Origin of the sequence: Bacteroides sp. An19 (genome assembly GCF_002160215.1) — a bacterium.
Lineage (GTDB): Bacteria > Bacteroidota > Bacteroidia > Bacteroidales > Bacteroidaceae > Phocaeicola > Phocaeicola intestinalis.
On sequence record NZ_NFKD01000024.1, the window covers coordinates 39024 to 58247 of the forward strand.

Sequence of the window (19224 nt, forward strand, 5' to 3'; positions counted from 1 at the left end):
GGCTGTCTTTAAATGAAAGTTGTTTTTCATTTAGAGACAGCCTCTTTTGTTTATCTGTTTGAAACCTCACATCCCGAACCGCGACGTATCCACCTCTTTCGCCTCCTTCTTCTTATACCCGCCGAAGCGGTAGCTGAACGAGACGGTAAGGCTGCGGGCGTAGTTCTTCACGTGCATGTCGAAGTGCTGGGTGCCGTTGCGCGACTCGATGTCGAGGTGGTTCATCCCGTTGAAGAGGTCGGTGCCTTTCAGTTGGAGCATCGCTTTGTCGCCGGCGAAGGTGTAGCGCAGGGCGGCATCCACATAGCCCACGGCACCGAGGCGGTAACTGCCCTGTATGGCTCCTGTCTGCCCGAAGGCGGAGATTTCCAGACGGATATTGGGGCGGCTGCTCAGGGTGAAGGTGTTGGTCCACTGCCCGATGCCTGCCCACCGCTTGTTGTCGAAGGGAGCGTCGTAGTAGCGGCTCGCCTTGTCGTGCTTCAGCTGGGCGTTCAGCGTCAGCTGGCTGTCCCACCACGTGCCTACGCGGAAGGGGACGACGGCGGTGAACGTGAGCAGCTGCAGATAGTCCCAGTTCTGGTAATTATAAATGGCACGCAGCTCGTTCGAGTCCAGATATGCCATCTGCATAAAGTAGTCGGGCACGTAGCTGTATTCCGCCTGCACGATGTACTTGCTCTTCCAGATGTAGGTCAGCGTGGCGGTATAGTCGGTGTAGGGGTGCAGGCTGGCGTTGCCTTCTATCACCTGATAGCCGTTCAGGTAGCTGGTGCTGCCGCTCAGCGTCCAGTAGTCGGGATAGGTCTTGTCCGAGCTGAACGAAAGCTGGAAGATGTGTGCCGCCGAAGGCATGTAGTTCAGCGAAAGGGTGGGGTAGACCGCCCACTTCCGGTAGTCCGTCATCTTATAGTATTCCACTGCTGCCGACGCGCTGAGGTTCCATTGCGGACTGAACGCCTTGTCGAATCCGGCATAGACGTTGTAGGTATATTCATCGATGCGGCTTTCGCTGTTCATGCCGCTCATCTCGGGCAGGTCGTAGCGTTGCGAGTTGCGGTTGTTCACGTAGGTGAACGCCGTGCCGTAGTTCAGCGTCCAGCCCTTTGCGAGCGAATGGCTTTGGTCGGCATATACTTTCCAGCGGTCGATGCGCTGGTGCGAGTCGCTTCGGAAGGCGGACGGCTCGGCTTCGGTGTCGGTGAAGTCTTGCGTGCTCTCGTCTTTGTAATAGGTGTAGTCGGCGCCTGCGCTCAGCCCGAAGCCGGAGGTATAGTTCAGCGCGGCGTTATGCAGCTGCGTATCGCTCCGCTTGCCGTTGTGCGAGTCCGTCACGTTGCCCCATGCGTCTGCCGTCGATTTCCCGTCGGGCTTGAGGCTTCCGGTATAGCTGAGGCTGAGGCGGTCGTCCTCCGTGGGCTTGTAGGTGGCGGCGGTGCGGAAGGTATGGGTCAGGCTCCGTCCGCTGTCATCTTCAGACAGGCGGATGTCGTGCGTCTCTCCGTCTGCGGTGTGCAGGGCGCGGAAGTCCATTCCCTGCCGGTAATAATAGTCGCTCAGGTGGTACATCGCGTCCACGTCCCACCGCGGCGAGAGCCACGCCAGCGTCACGCCCCCGTTGCCTCCGGCTTCGTCCTTCTGCACGTAGTTGCCGTTCACCTCGCCCTGCAGGCCGCCTTCGCCAGCCTTGTAACCTTTCAGCACGAGGTTGACCGCCGCGCCGCGCACATGGTATTGGGGCGGCGCGCTATACATCACCTCCGCCCGTTCCACGCGCGAGGCTGGCGTTGCCTTCAGCAGGGCGATGAGCTGCTCGGCGGTCATCGACGAAGGCTTGCCGTTGAGCACGATGCCCAGGCTTCCGCTTCCGGCAAGGGCAGGCACGCCGTCTTTCTCCACCACGCCCGGCAGCTGCAGCAAGGCTTCGTAGGCATTGGTCACGAGGCGGCTGGCGGCGATTTGCGCCACGTCGTAAGTCAGGCGGCTGCCCTCCACCTTCACCAGCGGACGCTCGCCGCGCACCGTCACCTCGTCCAGCGCATAGTCGCGCGGCGTCAGCACGAGGGTATCCGCGTCTGTCCCGCTCCCTTCGCGGATGCAGGTATTATAAATAAGGTGTTCCACGATGAGGCGGTACCTCTCGGGACGCTGCCCGAAGCGGAACGCCCCCAAGCTGTCGGTCAAGGTCGCATCGATATAGGTAGAGTCGGCGGTTTGCAGCACCACCGTAGCGGCTTCCACGGGCCGGCGGTCGGCATCGGTCACCGTCCCCGTAAGGCTTTGGGCGGAGAGTGTAGCCGTACAAAGTCCGCACATCAGCAAGAAAAAGAATGTTTTCATGTCGTTCTGTCGTTTTTGATTGATGTCGCAAAGGTAAAGAGCCGCCTCCGCATCGGTGGTTAACGCAAGGTTAACGTAACGTTAACGGGGGAGTATGCGATATGAAAGCACGGTAGGGGCGAGGTCCGCTCGCCCGAAGACATCCGCTGTAGATGCATTCGGGCGGGCAGACCCCGCCCCTACGATTTGTCACACAATCGGCTTGACCACCTCAACCCTCATCCCCAGGGCGTGCATTATCCGATAAAACACAATTCGTGTAGAACGCATACGCTTCTTCGTCGAACTTCGCACGTTCGGGCGTGCCGGGCGCACCGAACTCCTTATCCAGTTCAGCGCTGATGTCGGTCAGCATTTCTTCGTTTGTATTCATAATATTCCTCCTTTTATTTGTAATGCCTTTGGTGTCTAAATGATTACTCTACAGGTATAGCCTTTTTGTTGGCTTCCATATGGCAACTATGGCAAAGCGTGATTAAATCTTCATCTTTGACATCCCAAGGCAAATGCGAGCGTGAATATTTTTTATGATGCACTTCCAACGTCTCGGAACTATTCAGTTTGAATAAGGGAAATATGATTGCAAAATCATTTTTGGTCAACATTGCAAGTCCTTGATTATAGTCGACGCCTGTGATATAGCCAAAACAATAGGTAAGGTAAATAGCATCATTGGTTGTATTGCCTTTCATATATTGTATGAAAATGGTATCACAATCTTTATATCCATTTTTAGTCTTAGTTTTAAAAGGCTTGCATTTGATGCTTTTAAAGCTGACCCTATCTACATCATTATCAGATAAGTTTTTGTTGGAAATAATATTAATTGTACTGGCTAAAGCTATTGTTTTCCTGTTTTGTGAACAGCTAAAAAGCCCTAAGTGATAATTGTTTAGATAGACTTCATACTTAGGTATGTAATTGGTCATTTCACTCATTTTATAAAGCTTATAACTACCTAATGATTGTTCTTCCAAATTCTCAGCATCATTTTGTTGCGATTTAAACGCAGATATTACTATGTCGGCAACATCCGGGAAATCTACGTATTTAGATATCTCATCGATATTGTCCAACTTTATTGTATTATAACAATTTTGGCAGACGTAATGATCTATTCTCTTTCTATTGTCCCGTTTTTGTATCCATTTGCTATCCAAAAGCAATTCTTTGTAATATTCGTTCTCTCCCGATGTTATGACGGATGATGGAACAGGCTCTTTTACAATATCTGCCGCTTCTGTTTGAGTTGCTGCATTATTCGGAGATTCTGCAATTTTGTCGTCAATGCATGGTTCATTTACTGGTGCATTCACTTTCGCATCAATAACAGGAGTGCTCGATTGAGGTGGAACGTTACTTTTGCTTTTCTTCTTTGTAATAACAACATAACCTACGATGAATAATAATAGAACAAGTAAAACAAATATCATATACAGACTTATTTATGATAATTAAATTATGCTGGCAAATTTAATATGATTTGCCGGAAGTATCAAATAGATTGACTTCTATATCTGATGAATATTCAACAATTACTTTCCGCTCCGACCTTGGAAAACGTGCAAAACGTGTGCCGACCCCTCGCCGCACACCTTGCAACACTTGCAAAGTCCCCGCCGACCCCTCCGCGCGCATTTTGCACATCTGCAAAGTCTCCGCCGACCCCTCGCCGCACGTTTTGCAACACTTGCAAAGTTCCCGCCGACCCCTCCGCACGCATTTTACACGTCTGCAAAGCCTCCGCCGAGGGGTCGGCGCATGTTTTGCACGTTTTTTAAAGCCGTTTTTGAAGAGGCGGAACATACTTTTCTTCACTTTGGAGGCGGTTTATCGGAAAATAAAACTAACTTTGGAGGTGAATTAATCAACTATATTGTCAAATTTAATCCCCTTTGAAGATGAAAACAATCGTAAAAATCAAAGAGTTCGGCATTACAAGACTGAACAACGCCGAATACACCAACTTCTCTACCCGTGTCCTCACCCTCGTAGAGCAGGCAGGGACGCTCGAACCCGACGGCGGCTCGGCACTGGGCATCGAGGCGGAGGTGCAGGAAGAATACGAAACGCTGCTGGGAACGATGAACGACATCGTGGCGCAGAGCCGCATCAGCGACCGCACGGCGGAACTTGCCGACGTAGACAAGCAGCGCGATGACCTCGTGGTCTATCTTTTCAACTCTATCCGCAACAAGAAGTCTTCGCCCGTGGCGGCGGAGAAATCGGCGGCAACCTCCCTCTACAATGTGCTGAAATCTTACGTGGGCTGCTACCGTTCGCCCTCGCAGCAGGAAACGGTGCAGATATGCGGCTTGCTGACCGATGCACGCAAGGCGGAGAACGCGCCCAACGTGGAGACGCTCGCGCTGACCAACATCCTCACGGAACTGGAAACGGCGAACGAAGAGTATGCCTCGCTGACCGAGCAGCGCACCGAGGAGCGTGCCGCCAGCCGCCTGGACGAAAGCAAGACGGTGCGCCTGCGCATGGACGAGCTGTACGACTACATCGCCACCGTGGCGTTCGTGCAGAGCGTGGCGCATCCTACGGACGCCACCGCCACGTTCGTCACCAACCTCAACGCCCTGATTGACGAGATGAACGCCCTCTACAACCAGCGCATCGCGCAGGCAAAGCGGAAAAAACCGGAACCGGAAGTGTAACTGACTTTTCAGACAAAACGCAGATTCACGCAGATTTCCGCAGATTATTTTCTATTTTTCAATCTGCGTGAATCTGCGAAAATCTGCGTTTCAACAATCAATCCAATGAAAGAGATAAGACACTTGCGCTGGATAGCCCTCATCGCCCTGCTGGCGATAGCGGAGCTGCAATACGTGTGGCTGGCGAACAGCTACCGGCTGGCGAGGGAAAGCCTGCGGATGAAGGCGGACGAGGTGTTCCGCGATGCTTCGCTGGAAGAGGCGTTCCACCGGATGTCGGTATACAAGGAGCGGAAATTCGGCAAAGACACCACGCTGTCGATGAAATTCGAGGTGGACACCGCCACTTCCGTCTTCCGGAACATGCCGAACCGGTGGCTGATGTCGAGCATCCATACCGGCCTGCAGGATTATATTTATACGGAAATACACCAGGACGTGTCGCTCCCCGTGCTCGATTCGATTTACGCCCACATGCTCGACTCCGCCGGTATCCGTGCCGAGGTGGCTTCGTGCATCACCGACTCCACGGGGCGGGTGCTCCGTTCTTCCGTGGGGAAAGAGCTGCATCGGGAGGGCATCCTGAAGACCGACTCGCTGATGCTCGACTTCAATGAGGCACGCTTCGTGCAGGGCATCATCACCAACCCCTACTGGGTCATCGCGCGGCGCATGACGCTGGTGCTGATAGCCACGGTGCTGATTATCGCCGTGGCGGTGGTGTGCGTGGTGTGGCAGGTGCGCATCATCCTGCGGCAGGACAAGGTGGCGAAGCTGCGCGAGGACTTCTCGTACGCGATGATACACGACATGAAGACGCCGCTCAGCTCCATCGTGATGGGCACGCGCATCCTCGAGACCGGACGGCTCGACAGCCAGCCGGAGAAGCGGGCGCAGTATTTCCGCATCCTGCGCGAGGAGGGCGAGCACCTCATCAGCCTGACCAACAAGGTGCTGACGCTCGCCAAACTGGAGCACCGCCAGCTGAGGCTCGACAAGACGGAATGCCTGCTGCGCCCGATGCTGGAGGACCTTGCCGCAAAGTATCAGGCGAAGGCGGAGAAGCCGATACGCTATGTATGGAAGCTGGACGCTCCGGCGGTGTATGCCGACGAGGAGTTTCTGCGCGAGGCACTGAGCAACCTGATAGACAATGCCGTGAAATATTCGGGCAGTGAGGTGGAGATAACCTTCGCTTCGGCGAAACGTGCCGACGGAAGCATCGCGGTCTCGGTGCGCGACAACGGCTTTGGCATTCCGTTGAAGGACCAGGCGAAGATATTCGAGAAATACGAGCGTGCCTCGGCGGCAAGCCGGAGCCGGGGCGGAGGTGCACCGGGCTTCGGGCTGGGGCTGAACTACGTGCTCCGCATCGTGGAGGCGCATGGCGGCACGGTGAAGCTGGAGAGTATCGAAGGCGAGTACAGCGAGTTCACGCTGGTGTTTCCTAATACAGTAGTTAAGGAGTTAAGTAGTTAAGAAGTTAAGTCAATACTTCTGCAATTTACTTGCCGATATTGACTATTGGCTTAACTTCTTAACTACTTAACTCCTTAACTTCTTAACTCCTAAAATTAAACAAATGACAAGACTATTATTGGTAGAAGACGATGCCAACCTGTGCTACATCATCCGCGGCGGGCTGGAAGACATGATAGGCGGCTACGAGATACAGACCGCCGCAGACGGCGAGGAGGGCTTGCGGATATGGAAAACGTGGAAGCCCGATGTCATCGTGTCCGACATCGAGATGCCCGTAATGGACGGCTACGAAATGGTGCGCCGCATCCGCGAGACGGACGAGCGCACGCCTATCCTCTTCACTTCGGGCAGGGTGTCGCCCAAAGACGTGGTGAAAGGATATGAACTGGGCGTGAACAACTACATCAAGAAGCCTTTCCTGCCCGAAGAGCTGCATGCCCACGTCACCGCCCTGCTCAGGCTGACGCAGGGCAGGCAGGCGGAAGCCCACGAGACGCTCTTCCCGATAGGCAGGCTCTACACGTTCAACGCCGACCGCTCTACCTTATTAAAGGCGGACGGGGAAGCGGAAACCCTCACTGTGCGCGAGGCGGACCTGCTCCGCCTGCTGTGCGAGAACAAGGGTAGGGTGGTGCGCCGCGAAGTCATCCTCTCGCGCCTGTGGAATACCGAAGACGACTATTTCGCCTCGCGCAGCCTCGATGTCTTCGTGTCGCGCCTGCGCAAGCTGCTCGCTGCCGACGAGAGCGTGCAGCTGAAGACGGTGAAGGGGGTGGGGCTGCAGCTGGTGGACTGATGACGTTTTAAACTAAATTCTGTATTTGTCCAATTGGCTGTAGGGGCGTATCGCATACGCCTTGAAGACATCCGCGTGGATAAGTGGACGCATTCGGGCGTATGCAATACACCCCTACATGGGATGTTTACGGATATTCAATTTAAACTAAATATCTTATGAAAAGAATTTCTTTGATTGTGATGTTCCTGATAGGAACGTGTATGGTTCGTGCCCAGCATATCACCGGCTCGTGGCATGGCGATTTGAACGCAGGTTCTCAGAAACTCGGCATCGTTTTCCATTTCGAAAAAGACCCGGCTGGAAAAGATGTGGTGAAGATGGACGTACCGGCACAAGGTGCCAAGGATATTCCTGTAAAAGTGGACTGGCTTGCCGATGATTCCGTAAGCCTGCAGGTGCCGGTAATCAATGTGGTTTATACCGGAAAGTGGAAGGAGGGAACGGTGGAAGGCACTTTTGTCCAGCACGGGATGTCCTTTCCTTTGAATCTGACAACAGGAGAACAGGATGCTCCTGCTCGTCCGCAGGAGCCTAAGGGAAGTCTGGAATATAAGACCGAAGAAGTGAGCTTCTCCAACGATGCAGCCGGTGCCACGCTTTCAGGCACATTGACCTGTCCGGCAGGTTATTCCGAAGGCAAGAAAGTGCCGGTGGTATTGATGGTGACCGGAAGCGGTGCGCAAAACCGGGATGAAGAAGTGTTCGGGCACAAGCCCTTTCTGGTCATAGCCGATTATCTGGCAAAGAACGGCATCGCTTCCCTGCGGTATGACGACCGGGGCGTAGGGCGTTCTACAGGAAACGTCAAAGGAGCCACTTCAAGAGATTTTGCGGATGATGCGGCAGCCGGCATTGCCTGGCTGAAGGACAGCCGCCGATTCGGCAAGGTCGGTGTGCTGGGGCATAGCGAAGGCGGAATGATTGCTTTCATGCTGGGTGCCGATAGCGTTGCCGACTTTATCGTCAGCATGGCAGGACCGGGAATCAAAGGCGACAGCCTGTTGGCAGAGCAGCAGAATGCCCAGTTGCGGCTTTACGGCAAGCCGGCAAACCGGACCGTAAAGCAGGTGCGTGAAGAAATGAAGCTGCAGCCCAAGAATGCCTGGCTGGACTATTTCGCTGATTACGACCCGGCATCCGACATTATGAATACCACTGTGCCTGTAATGGCTATCAACGGCACCTACGACATGCAGGTGCTGGCGGAAAGCAATTTGGGGGCAATCAGGAAATACTTGGCGGACGGCAACCGGCAGAACCTCATCAAGGAATATCCCGGACTGAACCATCTGTTCCAGCATTGCCAGCTTGCTACGTCATTGGATTATTACCGCATAGAAGAGACTTGCGCTCCGGAAGTGCTGAAAGACATTGCGGACTGGATAAATGCACTCCGATAAACGGAACGCAGAGGTGCAGGAGTGCCTCTGCGTTCGGCTATGATACGGAGAATCACTCGGCGTTCTGTTTCAGCCACTCCATACGCCGCATGTCGGGCAGGTGTTTTACCTGGAAGTGCTCGAATGTCACGTTGAAGCCTTCGCCATCGGGGCAGGCACCCATTACGCCTACCATCATCGGGGTGTTGTCTGCCATCCAGGCATTGCGCATCATGGTGTAGGTCTGGTCGTCGAACGAGTAGAACACTTCGACGGCATCTTTGCGGCGTATTGCTTTAATCCATACGTAGGGTACAGGCTTGTCGAGCGAGATGACGCTCCAGTCGCTCGTGTGGTGTGTGACCACGGTACTCAGGTTGAATTTCCCGTCCACGAACTCGATTCCTGCCTTGATGTAGTTTTCCTTGTCGATGCGGAGCATCAGCCCTGCCTGGTCGAAGCGCACCTTGTAGTCTCCTGTAATCTTGACTTTCACTTCAAACTCGCCTCCGTAGGTGGCATAATAAAACGGTGCATCATCGACGGTGAATCCGTAGTGCGAGATGCGCCAGTAGTCGGTGTGCGGAGTGACCGACATTGTCAATGCTTTGTTTTCAATTTTCCATTGCTCCGGTTCGTTGAACCATTGCATTTTCTCCAGTGTCTGTGCCTGGCAGGTCAATGCAGCCAGCACGAAAAGTGTGCAGAAGATTGTTCTCATATCGGTTTTTGAATGAATATAATGTTTACCTTTGCAAAGGTAAGGCTTCCGGCTGGGAGACGCAATGCTTATTAATAACTATTTTTTTCTTGCAATGGATGCGCAACAAGAACTCGACCGCACGCTGCAAAGGCAAGATTTCGGACGCGACACACTGCTGTCCGACAGTCTGGCGGCATACATACAGGCTGCTCGGATGTATGCCCAGATAGAGATTGCGATAGCCGTGCTCAGCGACTTGCAGGCAAACCGTAGCTATATCTATTATGGTGGGGTGGGTGATGTGCTGGGTGTGTCACCGTCGGGTACCAGTCATGAGACCGATTCGATATGGGAAAAGGAAATATTCGACCGTATACAGCCCGATGATCTGGTGAGAAAGCATGCCCAGGAACTCCGTTTTTTTCATTTTGTGAAAAAGCAGCCTCTAGGAATGGGCGGTATTATCTGGAGATGTATGTGCGGATGCATACGGCTGTCCGAGGTTATGTGCCGGTTTGTCACCGGATGTATTACGTCATCAGTCCACAGACGGGTAATGTGGTTTTTGCCTTGTGCCTGTATACTTTGTGTGCTGCTTTGTTGCCTGACGTGTTGGTTGATTCGCTTACCGGTAGCCGTACCGGCATCGATTGTCAGTCTTGCGGGAACTTGTTGTCGAAACGTGAGAGAGAGGTTTTGTTGTTGATAGCTCAGGGAAAGATGAGCAAAGAGATAGCCGACAGATTGTCTATCAGCATCCATACAGTGAGCCGTCACCGGCAGAATATTTTAGAAAAGTTGCATGTCGGCAATTCCATCCGTGCACTGGATGTGGCGAGAGAGTTGCATTTGTTGTAAGCGTTTGGTGATATATTCCGTTTGTCGGTTTGAATTGAAAAAGATTATTTGTGTAATTACTTTTAGATACGGATGTAAAAAAGCAGCTGTCTCAAACCTTATTTTGAGACAGCCGTTTTTTTAGATATGGTTACAATTCAATTTTTAATTTTGAGTTGTGCGCTGTACTGTGCAAATCACATAAGTGTCAATGTCACCCCACTTATAGCTTACTTTTACAGGAATATAAACCTTGAATTCTTGAACATTGGCTGTATTATTCCAATAATGCAAAGTGCCATAGTGAGTTCTTAAGTCACTCAATGATGCGTTTGCTGCAGGAACTGAAGGAGTGCTCGTTTGCCCGTTATAAGTAAAGCCGACGGCTGTAGAAATGCTGTTCAGCAATGGCCATGTTGCTGCCTGGCTTTCATCAGTCAAATTCGGATTATTCAAGTTTGTCCTGATTTGGTCTGTATCGATACTGATATTTTCTACTTCATAATAGTGGAAATAATCCAAGTGATCGCTTACAAAAGCACGGTCTCTCCAATCTTCCAGTCTTACCAAGTCTAATACGTATGCCCATGCTTCAGGTTCATCGGCATCTACGCCATCAACGAAGTAGTCACGTTCGCCGCCTTCTACATCAACCGGACGCAAGAAGAGAGCGTCGAACTTGTCATTAGCCAATGGTAGCAGATTAGAACATTCATTGAATGCTGCGACACCAATGTTGGCAGTGAAGGTGTTCTCCAAGTCAGCATGGCTCACGTAGTTCAAAATGTCTTTTGCCACATATGTATCTTGATAAGTAACCTTGCCTGTTTCTTGGTCTATTACAGCAATCAAGTTGTTGGTAGCAATTGTATTTGCATATAATGCGGTATTATTATATTCTACTCCGGTTGCTTGGTATACTTGGTCGTAATCAGCAGGTGTTGTGTTGGCTACTACCAAAGTATATTCTGTACCGCTGTTGCCTGTAACTTGCTTGCCATTGTTCTCAGCTGAGAAGTAATAGATATATGCCAGTTTGTCATCTTGGAAGTCAGCAAAGTTTGAAGCGACACCGAAAGTAGGAGCATTTTCATTGTATACTATTGAACCAGCCGACCACGGAGTAGTACTCCAATTGCCATGACCCAGTGTCTCGTTCACTTGGAATACATAGTCGAAATCATTGACGAATTCACAATCAGCATTTGCAGTCGTACCCGGATTGCTTTCAGTTCCAGGGACTTCAACGTTCAAATGGATTTCGTGAGTGCCGTTGTTGAGTGAGTTCTCAGCATACCAGTATTCATTAATCTTATTATTCAAGATTCCTTGCGGATAATGCAATGTGACAGAAATGGGCACATAGATAGGTTGTCTTGTATCACTCGTGTTGCCGCCTATTTTACCGACATATCTTACGCATCTTACAACGGTAGTTTCGTATGCGTTTGCAGGTCTGAACTGGATGAAATCAGCTTGGTCAACTGTCCATTGCAGACAAGTCGTTGTCGGATGTTCCGGATCTACAATTTCTTCAATGGTGCCTAAGATTTCTGATGATGTAGCTTCTTCGAATGTGTAAGCACCGGCTGCGCCGCTTCTTACGAACTGCTTAGCATTGCCCGAAGCATCAACGTCAAGCTGATACAATGCGTCAAAGGTTTCTTTTGATGTTTGTGCTGTGAGACCCAGTAATTCGGTTTGAGTTTCAGCCCATGTCAGCTGATCGTCTTGTTCGGCACAACTATAGTACAAGTCTTGAATATCGAAATCGCTAGTCCATTTCGGCATAATATCTTCAACAATCAAGAACTTAATATAACCGATGGCAACGATTTCGTTGTTTTCGGTGTTTATCAATTCTGCACGAACCAACGGAGTACGTCCTACTGTTTCAATGCCTTGCACGCCACTCGGCTCACCGCTGTCCGCATTAACACCACATGGACGTAAATAAGTTGCTCCTCCTTCAGTCCTTAGCTGGCAGTTGTTGCTTTCAGAAGTCTCATTGCTTCCAATTGTCAATGTAACAAGCTCAAAATTGTATGCTAAATTGTATTGGCTCAATTCTTCGCTGGTATTCCAAATTTGTTCTTCACCTTTTTTGCCGAAAGAAGAACCCGAATTGCTGCTCCAGTGTGTAGCAACCAAATTGTTCAAGTTGACACCTTGTATGTTATTGTAAGCAACTTTTACTGTTGGGGCATTTTCTACAGCATCTTTTACTTGATAATACAAGTGAGAACCATTGGATACATTGGGGACACTGTGTTGTGTGGCATCCATCGTATAATTCAAGTCGCTATTGTTTTCTTGATAAGCCAAGGCCTTTATTTTGATTTGCGAAGAGTAAACTCCTGCATAGTCAGAAGTGACAATAGTATCTGCGCTACCATCTTTGTTCAAGTTTGCCTGCAGTGCTAAAGAAGTAATTTTATCGTTATTGTTTGTCACTTCAAAATAGCCCTCTGCTGTATCGTCTATTGAATTGCTTTGTTCTGAATTCCATGCCTGATTCATCACATCACAGCCAGCCATACGAATATCTACATACATGATACCATCAGCAACTTTTGTTGTGCTGAATTTCACTTCAGGAGTGGCTTCAGATGCTCTTGTAGTGACAAAGTCTTTATCTTCACTGATTAAACTTACAGTTACATCATCATTAATGATAGCAGAAGTCGGATTCATGTGATAAGCATATGTCAGCCACGGTTCAATGAAAGTTGCATTTGTTGCCAGATTCTGATGGTTATTATTGTCCTCCAAGACGGTATAACTATTATTATTGATAGTTCCGGTAGTTGCAGTATTGTTAATAGTGATGGCACGATAAGGAATCCATCTGTATTCCATAGACTCAACGCCATCCATATAGATCGCATTTTCATGGTCTACATCAAATACAAGCGATTTCAGTTCAGATGCCAGTGGGATAATTACTGTAGTCAATTCGCCATTTGCATCCAATACGTTGCTCATAATCAATTCTTGGGTGTTGGTGTTCCATACGGCAGTAACTGCACCTTCCGGTAACCAAGCTATTGTAGTTGTTTCACGTGTGGTTTGACCATTTTCTTCTGTTACTTTTACCCAATAACCTTCTTCTGTGCCTTCAGTTCCAGGCTCATAATAAATGGTAGGTGCATCAGAACCTGTTCCTGCAGCGCCTTGTGATGGCCTGCCTGTATCTTCACCATCAATAAACCAATTGCCGTTTTCGCCAATTTCGACAACAGATCCATTAGTTCCATTGGTTCCGTTGGTAAGTGTAAAAGAGTTGCCATTGCTTAACGTAACAACAACTCCATTGCCTGTACTTGCAACATCTGTAATGACTGCACCGCTTTGAATTTGAGACTGAAGATTGTCGACGAGTGTTTCTACCGCATCTACACGTTCAGTTAAATTCTGGATGTCATCATCATAGTCTTTACAAGAGGTAAAAGTACTTGCCGAAGCGAACAATAACGCTCCGAACAGCAGTGCACTTAAATACTTTTTTCTCATAATAAAACAAATTTAATTTATAAATTAAAAAACTCAAATCGTTCTAACTCAGGTCTTTGCAAGTCCTGCTTTACCTTTTGTATCTGCCTGTTTCAACTCAGGCTTGTAACCGCGCCGGCTACTGACGGATTGTTTGTAAACGGTTGATTTATAGGAATGTATTCGAATTGCATTAGGATTTGTTAACTAAATGTGCCGGATATGTGCCGGTTTTGTAGTCAGGAAATTGCGCTAAAACGGGCATAAAAAGATGTATAAACAGCCTTAATGGAAATGTTTGGGACTATATTTTGTCACGAAAAATGGACATTAATAAAGTTTAACTTATCCTTTTTGAATGTTCCGAAGAAGGTTCCTTCTTAACCATGCGCTGTATGAAATTGTGCATTTTGTATATGCCATGTAGTAGAGACGATGTGCACATCGTCTCTACAGAAACAGTGCGAAATGTTCAATGAACTGATTATTTTATGGAAAGAATACACATTATCTGATTGAATTTAAAGAATTATTTCCGTAATCGCTTGTGTTATCTCAATAAATCTTCTAATTTTGCATCGTGTAACAGACCGTACTGGAGGATATTTTAGTTCAAACAATTAAATAATTTAAATTCAATCATTTATGTGGTTAAGTAATTCATCTATTGGAAGGAAAGTGGTGATGAGTGTAACAGGTATCGCCCTTGTCCTGTTTCTTACATTTCACATGTTGATGAACCTTGTTGCACTGTTTTCGGCGGAAGGTTATAACACAGTATGTGAATTCTTGGGTACTAACTGGTACGCTTTGATAGGTACCTTGGCGTTAGCTGCCTTGTTTGTAATTCACATCGTTTACGCTTTCTGGCTGACGATGTTGAACCGTGCCGCACGTGGTAACGAACGTTATGCGGTGAGTGCAAAGCCTAAAACTGTGGAATGGGCTTCTCAGAACATGTTGGCTTTGGGTGTGATTGTCATCCTGGGCTTGCTGTTGCACTTGTTCAACTTCTGGTACAACATGATGTTTGCCGAATTGATAGGCAATCCGATGATGGGCGGTCTGGAAGCAACCGACGGTTACGGTTACATTGTACAGACTTTCTCTAATCCGGTATTCTTCGTTCTGTACATCGTTTGGTTGTGCGCTTTGTGGTTCCACTTGACTCATGGTTTCTGGAGCTCTATGCAGACATTAGGCTGGAACAACACCATCTGGATCAACCGTTGGAAGTGCATCTCTAACATTTATTCTACGATTATCGTGCTGGGCTTCATGCTGGTTGCGGTAGTATTTTTTGTGAAGAATTTATAATGTAGGCACTAGGTTACAGGTACTAGGTACTAGGTTACAGATACTTTATATTAAGGATGAAAAAACCTAGTCAACTAGTCAACTAGTTCCTAGTCAACTAAAAAAGAAAACAATTATGGCTAATATACTCGACTCTAAAATTCCTGAAGGTCCGATAGCTGAAAAATGGACCAACTATAAAGCTCACCAGAAACTGGTGAACCCCGCCAACAAACGTCGTTTGGATATCATCGTGGTAGGAACAGGTCTTGCAGGTGCTTCTGCAGCCGCTTCTTTGGGCGAAATGGGCTTCCGTGTGTTTAACTTCTGTATTCAGGATTCTCCGCGCCGCGCTCACTCTATCGCTGCTCAAGGTGGTATCAATGCTGCAAAGAATTATCAGAACGATGGCGACTCTGTATATCGTCTGTTTTATGATACTGTAAAAGGTGGTGACTATCGTGCACGTGAGGCAAACGTTTATCGTTTGGCTGAAGTTTCGAACAACATCATCGACCAATGCGTGGCTCAGGGTGTACCTTTCGCACGCGAATATGGAGGTCTGCTGGCAAACCGTTCGTTCGGTGGAGCACAGGTGTCACGTACATTCTATGCCAAAGGACAGACCGGACAGCAGTTGCTGTTGGGTGCTTACTCGGCATTGAGCCGTCAGGTAGGTGCAGGCACAGTCAAGCTGTATACTCGCTATGAAATGGAAGATGTGGTAATCATCGACGGCCGTGCCCGCGGTATCATTGCCAAGAATCTGGTAACCGGTAAACTGGAACGTTTTGCTGCACATGCTGTAGTTATCGCTACCGGTGGTTACGGTAATACTTACTTCTTGTCTACCAATGCGATGGCATGTAACTGCTCGGCTGCAATGGCTTGCTACCGTAAAGGTGCGTTCTTCGCTAATCCGGCATACGTGCAGATTCACCCGACTTGTATTCCGGTACACGGCGACAAGCAGTCTAAGTTGACTTTGATGTCTGAATCGTTGCGTAACGACGGACGTATCTGGGTTCCGAAGAAGCTGGAAGATGCCAAGGCTTTGCAGGCTGGTACCAAGAAAGGCAGTGACATTCCGGAAGAAGACCGTGACTATTACTTGGAACGCCGTTATCCGGCATTCGGTAACTTGGTTCCGCGTGACGTTGCCAGCCGTGCGGCTAAGGAACGTTGCGACCACGGTTTCGGTGTCAACAATACCGGCTTGGCTGTATTCCTCGACTTCTCTGAAAGTATCGAACGTCTGGGATTGGATGTAGTGCGCCAGCGTTACGGAAACCTCTTCGATATGTACGAAGAAATCACCGATGTGAACCCGGGCAAATTGGCAAACGAAATCAACGGCGTAAAATATTACAACCCGATGATGATTTATCCGGCTATCCACTACACCATGGGTGGTATCTGGGTAGACTACGAATTGCAGACTACCATTAAGGGTCTGTTTGCTATCGGCGAATGTAACTTCTCCGACCACGGCGCAAACCGTCTGGGTGCTTCTGCCTTGATGCAAGGACTTGCCGATGGTTACTTTGTATTGCCTTACACCATCCAGAACTATCTGGCAGACCAAATCACTGTTCCCCGCTTCTCTACCGACTTGCCGGAATTTGAGGAAGCAGAAAAGGCTGTCCAGGCTAAGATTGACCACCTGATGGGAATCCAGGGCAAACGCTCGGTAGATTCTATCCACAAGGAACTGGGCCACATCATGTGGGAATACGTAGGTATGGGACGTACCGAAGCCGGACTGAAGACTGCTCTTGCGAAGCTGAAAGATATCCGCAAGGAATTCGAAACCAACTTGTTCATTCCGGGCAAGAAAGAAGGTCTGAACGTAGAATTGGATAAGGCAATCCGCTTGAACGACTTCATCACCATGGGTGAACTGATTGCATACGATGCATTGAACCGTAACGAATCGTGCGGCGGTCACTTCCGTGAAGAATATCAAACTGAAGAAGGCGAAGCTAAACGTGATGATGCCAACTATTTCTATGTATCTTGCTGGGAATACCAAGGCTCGGATGATAAAGCTCCGGTTCTCTACAAGGAACCGCTGGTTTACGAAGCTATTAAAGTTCAGACAAGAAATTATAAGAGTTAATTAATTTCAGTTGACAAGGTACAAGTTGACTAGTTGACTAGGTTTTAAATAGTATAAGCTTATGAGGACCCATAAAGAATTGGTCGTTTGGCAGAAAAGTATGGAAATGGTCAAGTGTCTTTACTTGGTAACTCAGGCTTTCCCTAAAGAAGAAATATATGGAATCACTTCCCAAATGCGCCGTGCTGCCGTATCGATTCCGTCAAATATTGCAGAAGGATTCGGCAGAGGGTATGATAAAGAGTTGATTCATTTCCTATATATGGCTTTAGGATCTGCATAAGAATTGGAAACGCAGCTTCTTATTTGTAAGGATATTGCATATATTTCGGATGCACAATATCAAGAGCTGGACAGCATGAACAGTGAAATAATAAAAATGTTGACGGCTTTGATAAACAAACGTAAGTCATTTGTATTTTAAACCTAGTTACCTGGTACCTGGTACCTAGTAACCTTAAAAATAAAAACAATGGACAAAAATATATCATTTACGCTGAAAATTTGGCGTCAGAACGGACCGAAGGAAAAAGGTCATTTCGATACATTCCAGATGAAAGATATCCCGGGCGATACTTCGTTCCTGGAAATGTTGGATATCTTGAACGAGCAGTTGGTTGAGTCTGGTAAAGAACCGGTAGTATTCGATCACGATTGCCGTGAAGGTATCTGCGGTATGTGTTCTCTGTATATCAACGGACATCCGCACGGACCTGCAACAGGTGCTACTACCTGCCAGCTCTATATGCGCCGTTTCCACGATGGCGATGTCATTACCGTTGAACCGTGGCGTTCGGCTGGTTTCCCGGTTATCAAAGACTTGATGGTAGACCGTACGGCTTACGACAAGATTATGCAGGCTGGTGGTTTCATCAGTGTACGTACAGGCGCTCCTCAGGATGCCAATGCTATCCTGATTCCGAAACAAGTGGCTGACGAAGCGATGGATGCTGCTTCTTGTATCGGTTGTGGCGCATGTGTAGCTGCTTGTAAGAACGGTTCGGCAATGCTGTTCGTATCAGCAAAGGTTAGCCAGCTGAATCTGTTGCCGCAAGGTAAACCGGAAGCTTTGCGCCGTGCGAAAGCCATGATTGCCAAGATGGACGAACTGGGCTTCGGCAACTGTACCAATACCCGTGCTTGTGAAGCTGAATGTCCGAAGAACGTTTCAATCAGCAACATCGCTCGTTTGAACCGCGACTTCATCAAGGCAAAACTGAAAGACTGATGATTTTTAGGTGCCAGAGGCTAGGTGACTAGTTGACTAGGTACTAGGTGACTAGGTACTAGATACTAGGTACCAGGCACTGAATATTTGGCGGGTTGACAAGTTGATAAGGATTTAAATCCAAGTCTTCTTGTCAACTCGTTTTTTATGAATGTCCGGGAGCTATGCAAAAGAATTTTAAACTATTTGTAATATCCTTGTATAATGTTGGAAGAATCAAGCTGAATGACTATATTTGCAAAGTGATTTTTTTCATAGTATTAGATTTAAGGTTAACAAGGTTGGGAGAAAGCGTTCTCCCATTTTTTTTGTTCTTGGGAACAGTTTCTGAATATCTGCAAAATGCCAATGGTATGAAAAGGAGTTAGAAGAAGTTATGTTCGCTTCGCTCACAGGAGTTAAAGGACAATGGTTCTGTTAGGATTTTCATTAGTAAAAGTATTGGCTTCTCACTCCCTTTAACTCCTTGGAATAACTCCTTATCTTGAGAAGCTGTTTTGAATTTCTCCAAAAAGTTTTTCTTGGCTTGATGTATCTGTTTTCGTGTGTGCTTTGGGCGATTTTTTGGTCCTTTTCGCTCCTGTTCTTCGTCAGATAGCCCGCTATCTTCCTCATCACAGAAGCGAAAATGCCTCAAAAACTCATCCCAAATCATCGCACGATAAATTCAAAATAGCTTCTGAAATTATCCGTTATTTTACAACTTGTTAATTTATCCCTCTCTATTCGTTAATATGTTTTAAAAATTAAACACTTGTATCTTAAATAGAGTTTATGTAATTTAGATTTGTTATATATCGCGCATACGCGTACCTTTGCAACATGAATTACCACGACCATAAAGACAACAGCAAAAGTTTCCGTGCCTTGACGGGAGTTAGCC

The 19224-nt window shown here is 48.2% G+C and carries 15 protein-coding genes and 1 pseudogene; 10 read left to right on the forward strand and 6 right to left on the reverse strand.

What is annotated here, in order from left to right; genetic code table 11:
- Positions 1-66: 66 nt before the first annotated feature.
- The 3 genes from B5F25_RS10625 to B5F25_RS10635 form a co-directional block, all read right to left on the reverse strand.
- Positions 67-2340: an outer membrane beta-barrel family protein gene (locus B5F25_RS10625; RefSeq protein WP_087249489.1), complete on the reverse strand. Its 2274-nt coding sequence runs from the start codon at positions 2338-2340 to the stop codon at positions 67-69.
- 211 nt (positions 2341-2551) lie between these two features.
- A complete protein-coding gene (locus B5F25_RS10630; RefSeq protein WP_013618787.1) occupies positions 2552-2713 on the reverse strand; it encodes a hypothetical protein in 162 nt (53 codons plus the stop codon).
- Between the two features lie 43 nt (positions 2714-2756).
- Positions 2757-3773, reverse strand: a complete 1017-nt coding sequence (locus B5F25_RS10635; RefSeq protein ID WP_087249491.1) for a hypothetical protein — start codon at positions 3771-3773, stop codon at positions 2757-2759.
- A 468-nt stretch (positions 3774-4241) separates the two neighbouring features.
- On the opposite strand from B5F25_RS10635, the gene B5F25_RS10640 reads away from it, so the two are divergent.
- The 4 genes from B5F25_RS10640 to B5F25_RS10655 all read left to right on the forward strand — a co-directional run bounded on the left by B5F25_RS10640 (position 4242) and on the right by B5F25_RS10655 (position 8687).
- Positions 4242-5006 (forward strand): DUF6261 family protein, encoded by a 765-nt coding sequence (locus B5F25_RS10640; protein ID WP_087249493.1) that lies wholly within the window; start codon positions 4242-4244, stop codon positions 5004-5006.
- Positions 5007-5111: 105 nt separating this feature from the next.
- Entirely contained in the window at positions 5112-6485 is a 1374-nt protein-coding gene (locus B5F25_RS10645) for a HAMP domain-containing sensor histidine kinase (protein ID WP_087249495.1), read from the forward strand.
- Between the two features lie 103 nt (positions 6486-6588).
- On the forward strand, positions 6589-7284 hold the full coding sequence (locus B5F25_RS10650; protein WP_087209103.1) for a response regulator transcription factor: 696 nt from the start codon (positions 6589-6591) through the stop codon (positions 7282-7284).
- A gap of 158 nt (positions 7285-7442) precedes the next feature.
- Positions 7443-8687 carry an alpha/beta hydrolase gene (locus B5F25_RS10655; RefSeq protein ID WP_087249497.1) on the forward strand — a complete coding sequence of 415 codons (1245 nt, stop codon included), beginning with the start codon at positions 7443-7445 and terminating at the stop codon, positions 8685-8687.
- A gap of 52 nt (positions 8688-8739) precedes the next feature.
- Here the strand turns inward: B5F25_RS10655 and B5F25_RS10660 are convergent, their stop codons facing one another.
- A complete protein-coding gene (locus B5F25_RS10660) occupies positions 8740-9387 on the reverse strand; it encodes a DUF1349 domain-containing protein (protein ID WP_022040565.1) in 648 nt (215 codons plus the stop codon).
- 94 nt (positions 9388-9481) lie between these two features.
- Between B5F25_RS10660 and B5F25_RS21725 the strand changes: the two genes are divergently transcribed.
- Positions 9482-10075, forward strand: coding sequence for a hypothetical protein (locus tag B5F25_RS21725; RefSeq protein WP_158100036.1), 594 nt, complete (start codon positions 9482-9484; stop codon positions 10073-10075).
- Positions 10076-10089: 14 nt separating this feature from the next.
- The gene (locus tag B5F25_RS21730) at positions 10090-10227 is read left to right on the forward strand and encodes a LuxR C-terminal-related transcriptional regulator (protein WP_239414031.1); all 138 of its coding nucleotides are present in this window, start codon (positions 10090-10092) and stop codon (positions 10225-10227) included.
- Between the two features lie 144 nt (positions 10228-10371).
- On the opposite strand, the gene B5F25_RS10670 is transcribed toward B5F25_RS21730, so the two are convergent.
- On the reverse strand, positions 10372-13719 hold the full coding sequence (locus B5F25_RS10670; protein ID WP_087249501.1) for a PL29 family lyase N-terminal domain-containing protein: 3348 nt from the start codon (positions 13717-13719) through the stop codon (positions 10372-10374).
- 624 nt (positions 13720-14343) lie between these two features.
- Between B5F25_RS10670 and B5F25_RS10675 the strand changes: the two genes are divergently transcribed.
- The 4 genes and pseudogenes from B5F25_RS10675 to B5F25_RS10690 all read left to right on the forward strand — a co-directional run bounded on the left by B5F25_RS10675 (position 14344) and on the right by B5F25_RS10690 (position 18341).
- The gene (locus B5F25_RS10675; protein WP_087213311.1) at positions 14344-15015 is read left to right on the forward strand and encodes a succinate dehydrogenase/fumarate reductase cytochrome b subunit; all 672 of its coding nucleotides are present in this window, start codon (positions 14344-14346) and stop codon (positions 15013-15015) included.
- Between the two features lie 115 nt (positions 15016-15130).
- On the forward strand, positions 15131-17113 hold the full coding sequence (locus B5F25_RS10680; RefSeq protein WP_013618091.1) for a fumarate reductase/succinate dehydrogenase flavoprotein subunit: 1983 nt from the start codon (positions 15131-15133) through the stop codon (positions 17111-17113).
- 61 nt (positions 17114-17174) lie between these two features.
- Positions 17175-17537 (forward strand): annotated as a pseudogene (locus B5F25_RS10685) (four helix bundle protein).
- A 48-nt stretch (positions 17538-17585) separates the two neighbouring features.
- Positions 17586-18341, forward strand: a complete 756-nt coding sequence (locus tag B5F25_RS10690; RefSeq protein ID WP_087249503.1) for a succinate dehydrogenase/fumarate reductase iron-sulfur subunit — start codon at positions 17586-17588, stop codon at positions 18339-18341.
- A gap of 364 nt (positions 18342-18705) precedes the next feature.
- Here the strand turns inward: B5F25_RS10690 and B5F25_RS21735 are convergent, their stop codons facing one another.
- Entirely contained in the window at positions 18706-18996 is a 291-nt protein-coding gene (locus B5F25_RS21735) for a hypothetical protein (RefSeq protein WP_158100038.1), read from the reverse strand.
- Positions 18997-19224: the final 228 nt, after the last annotated feature.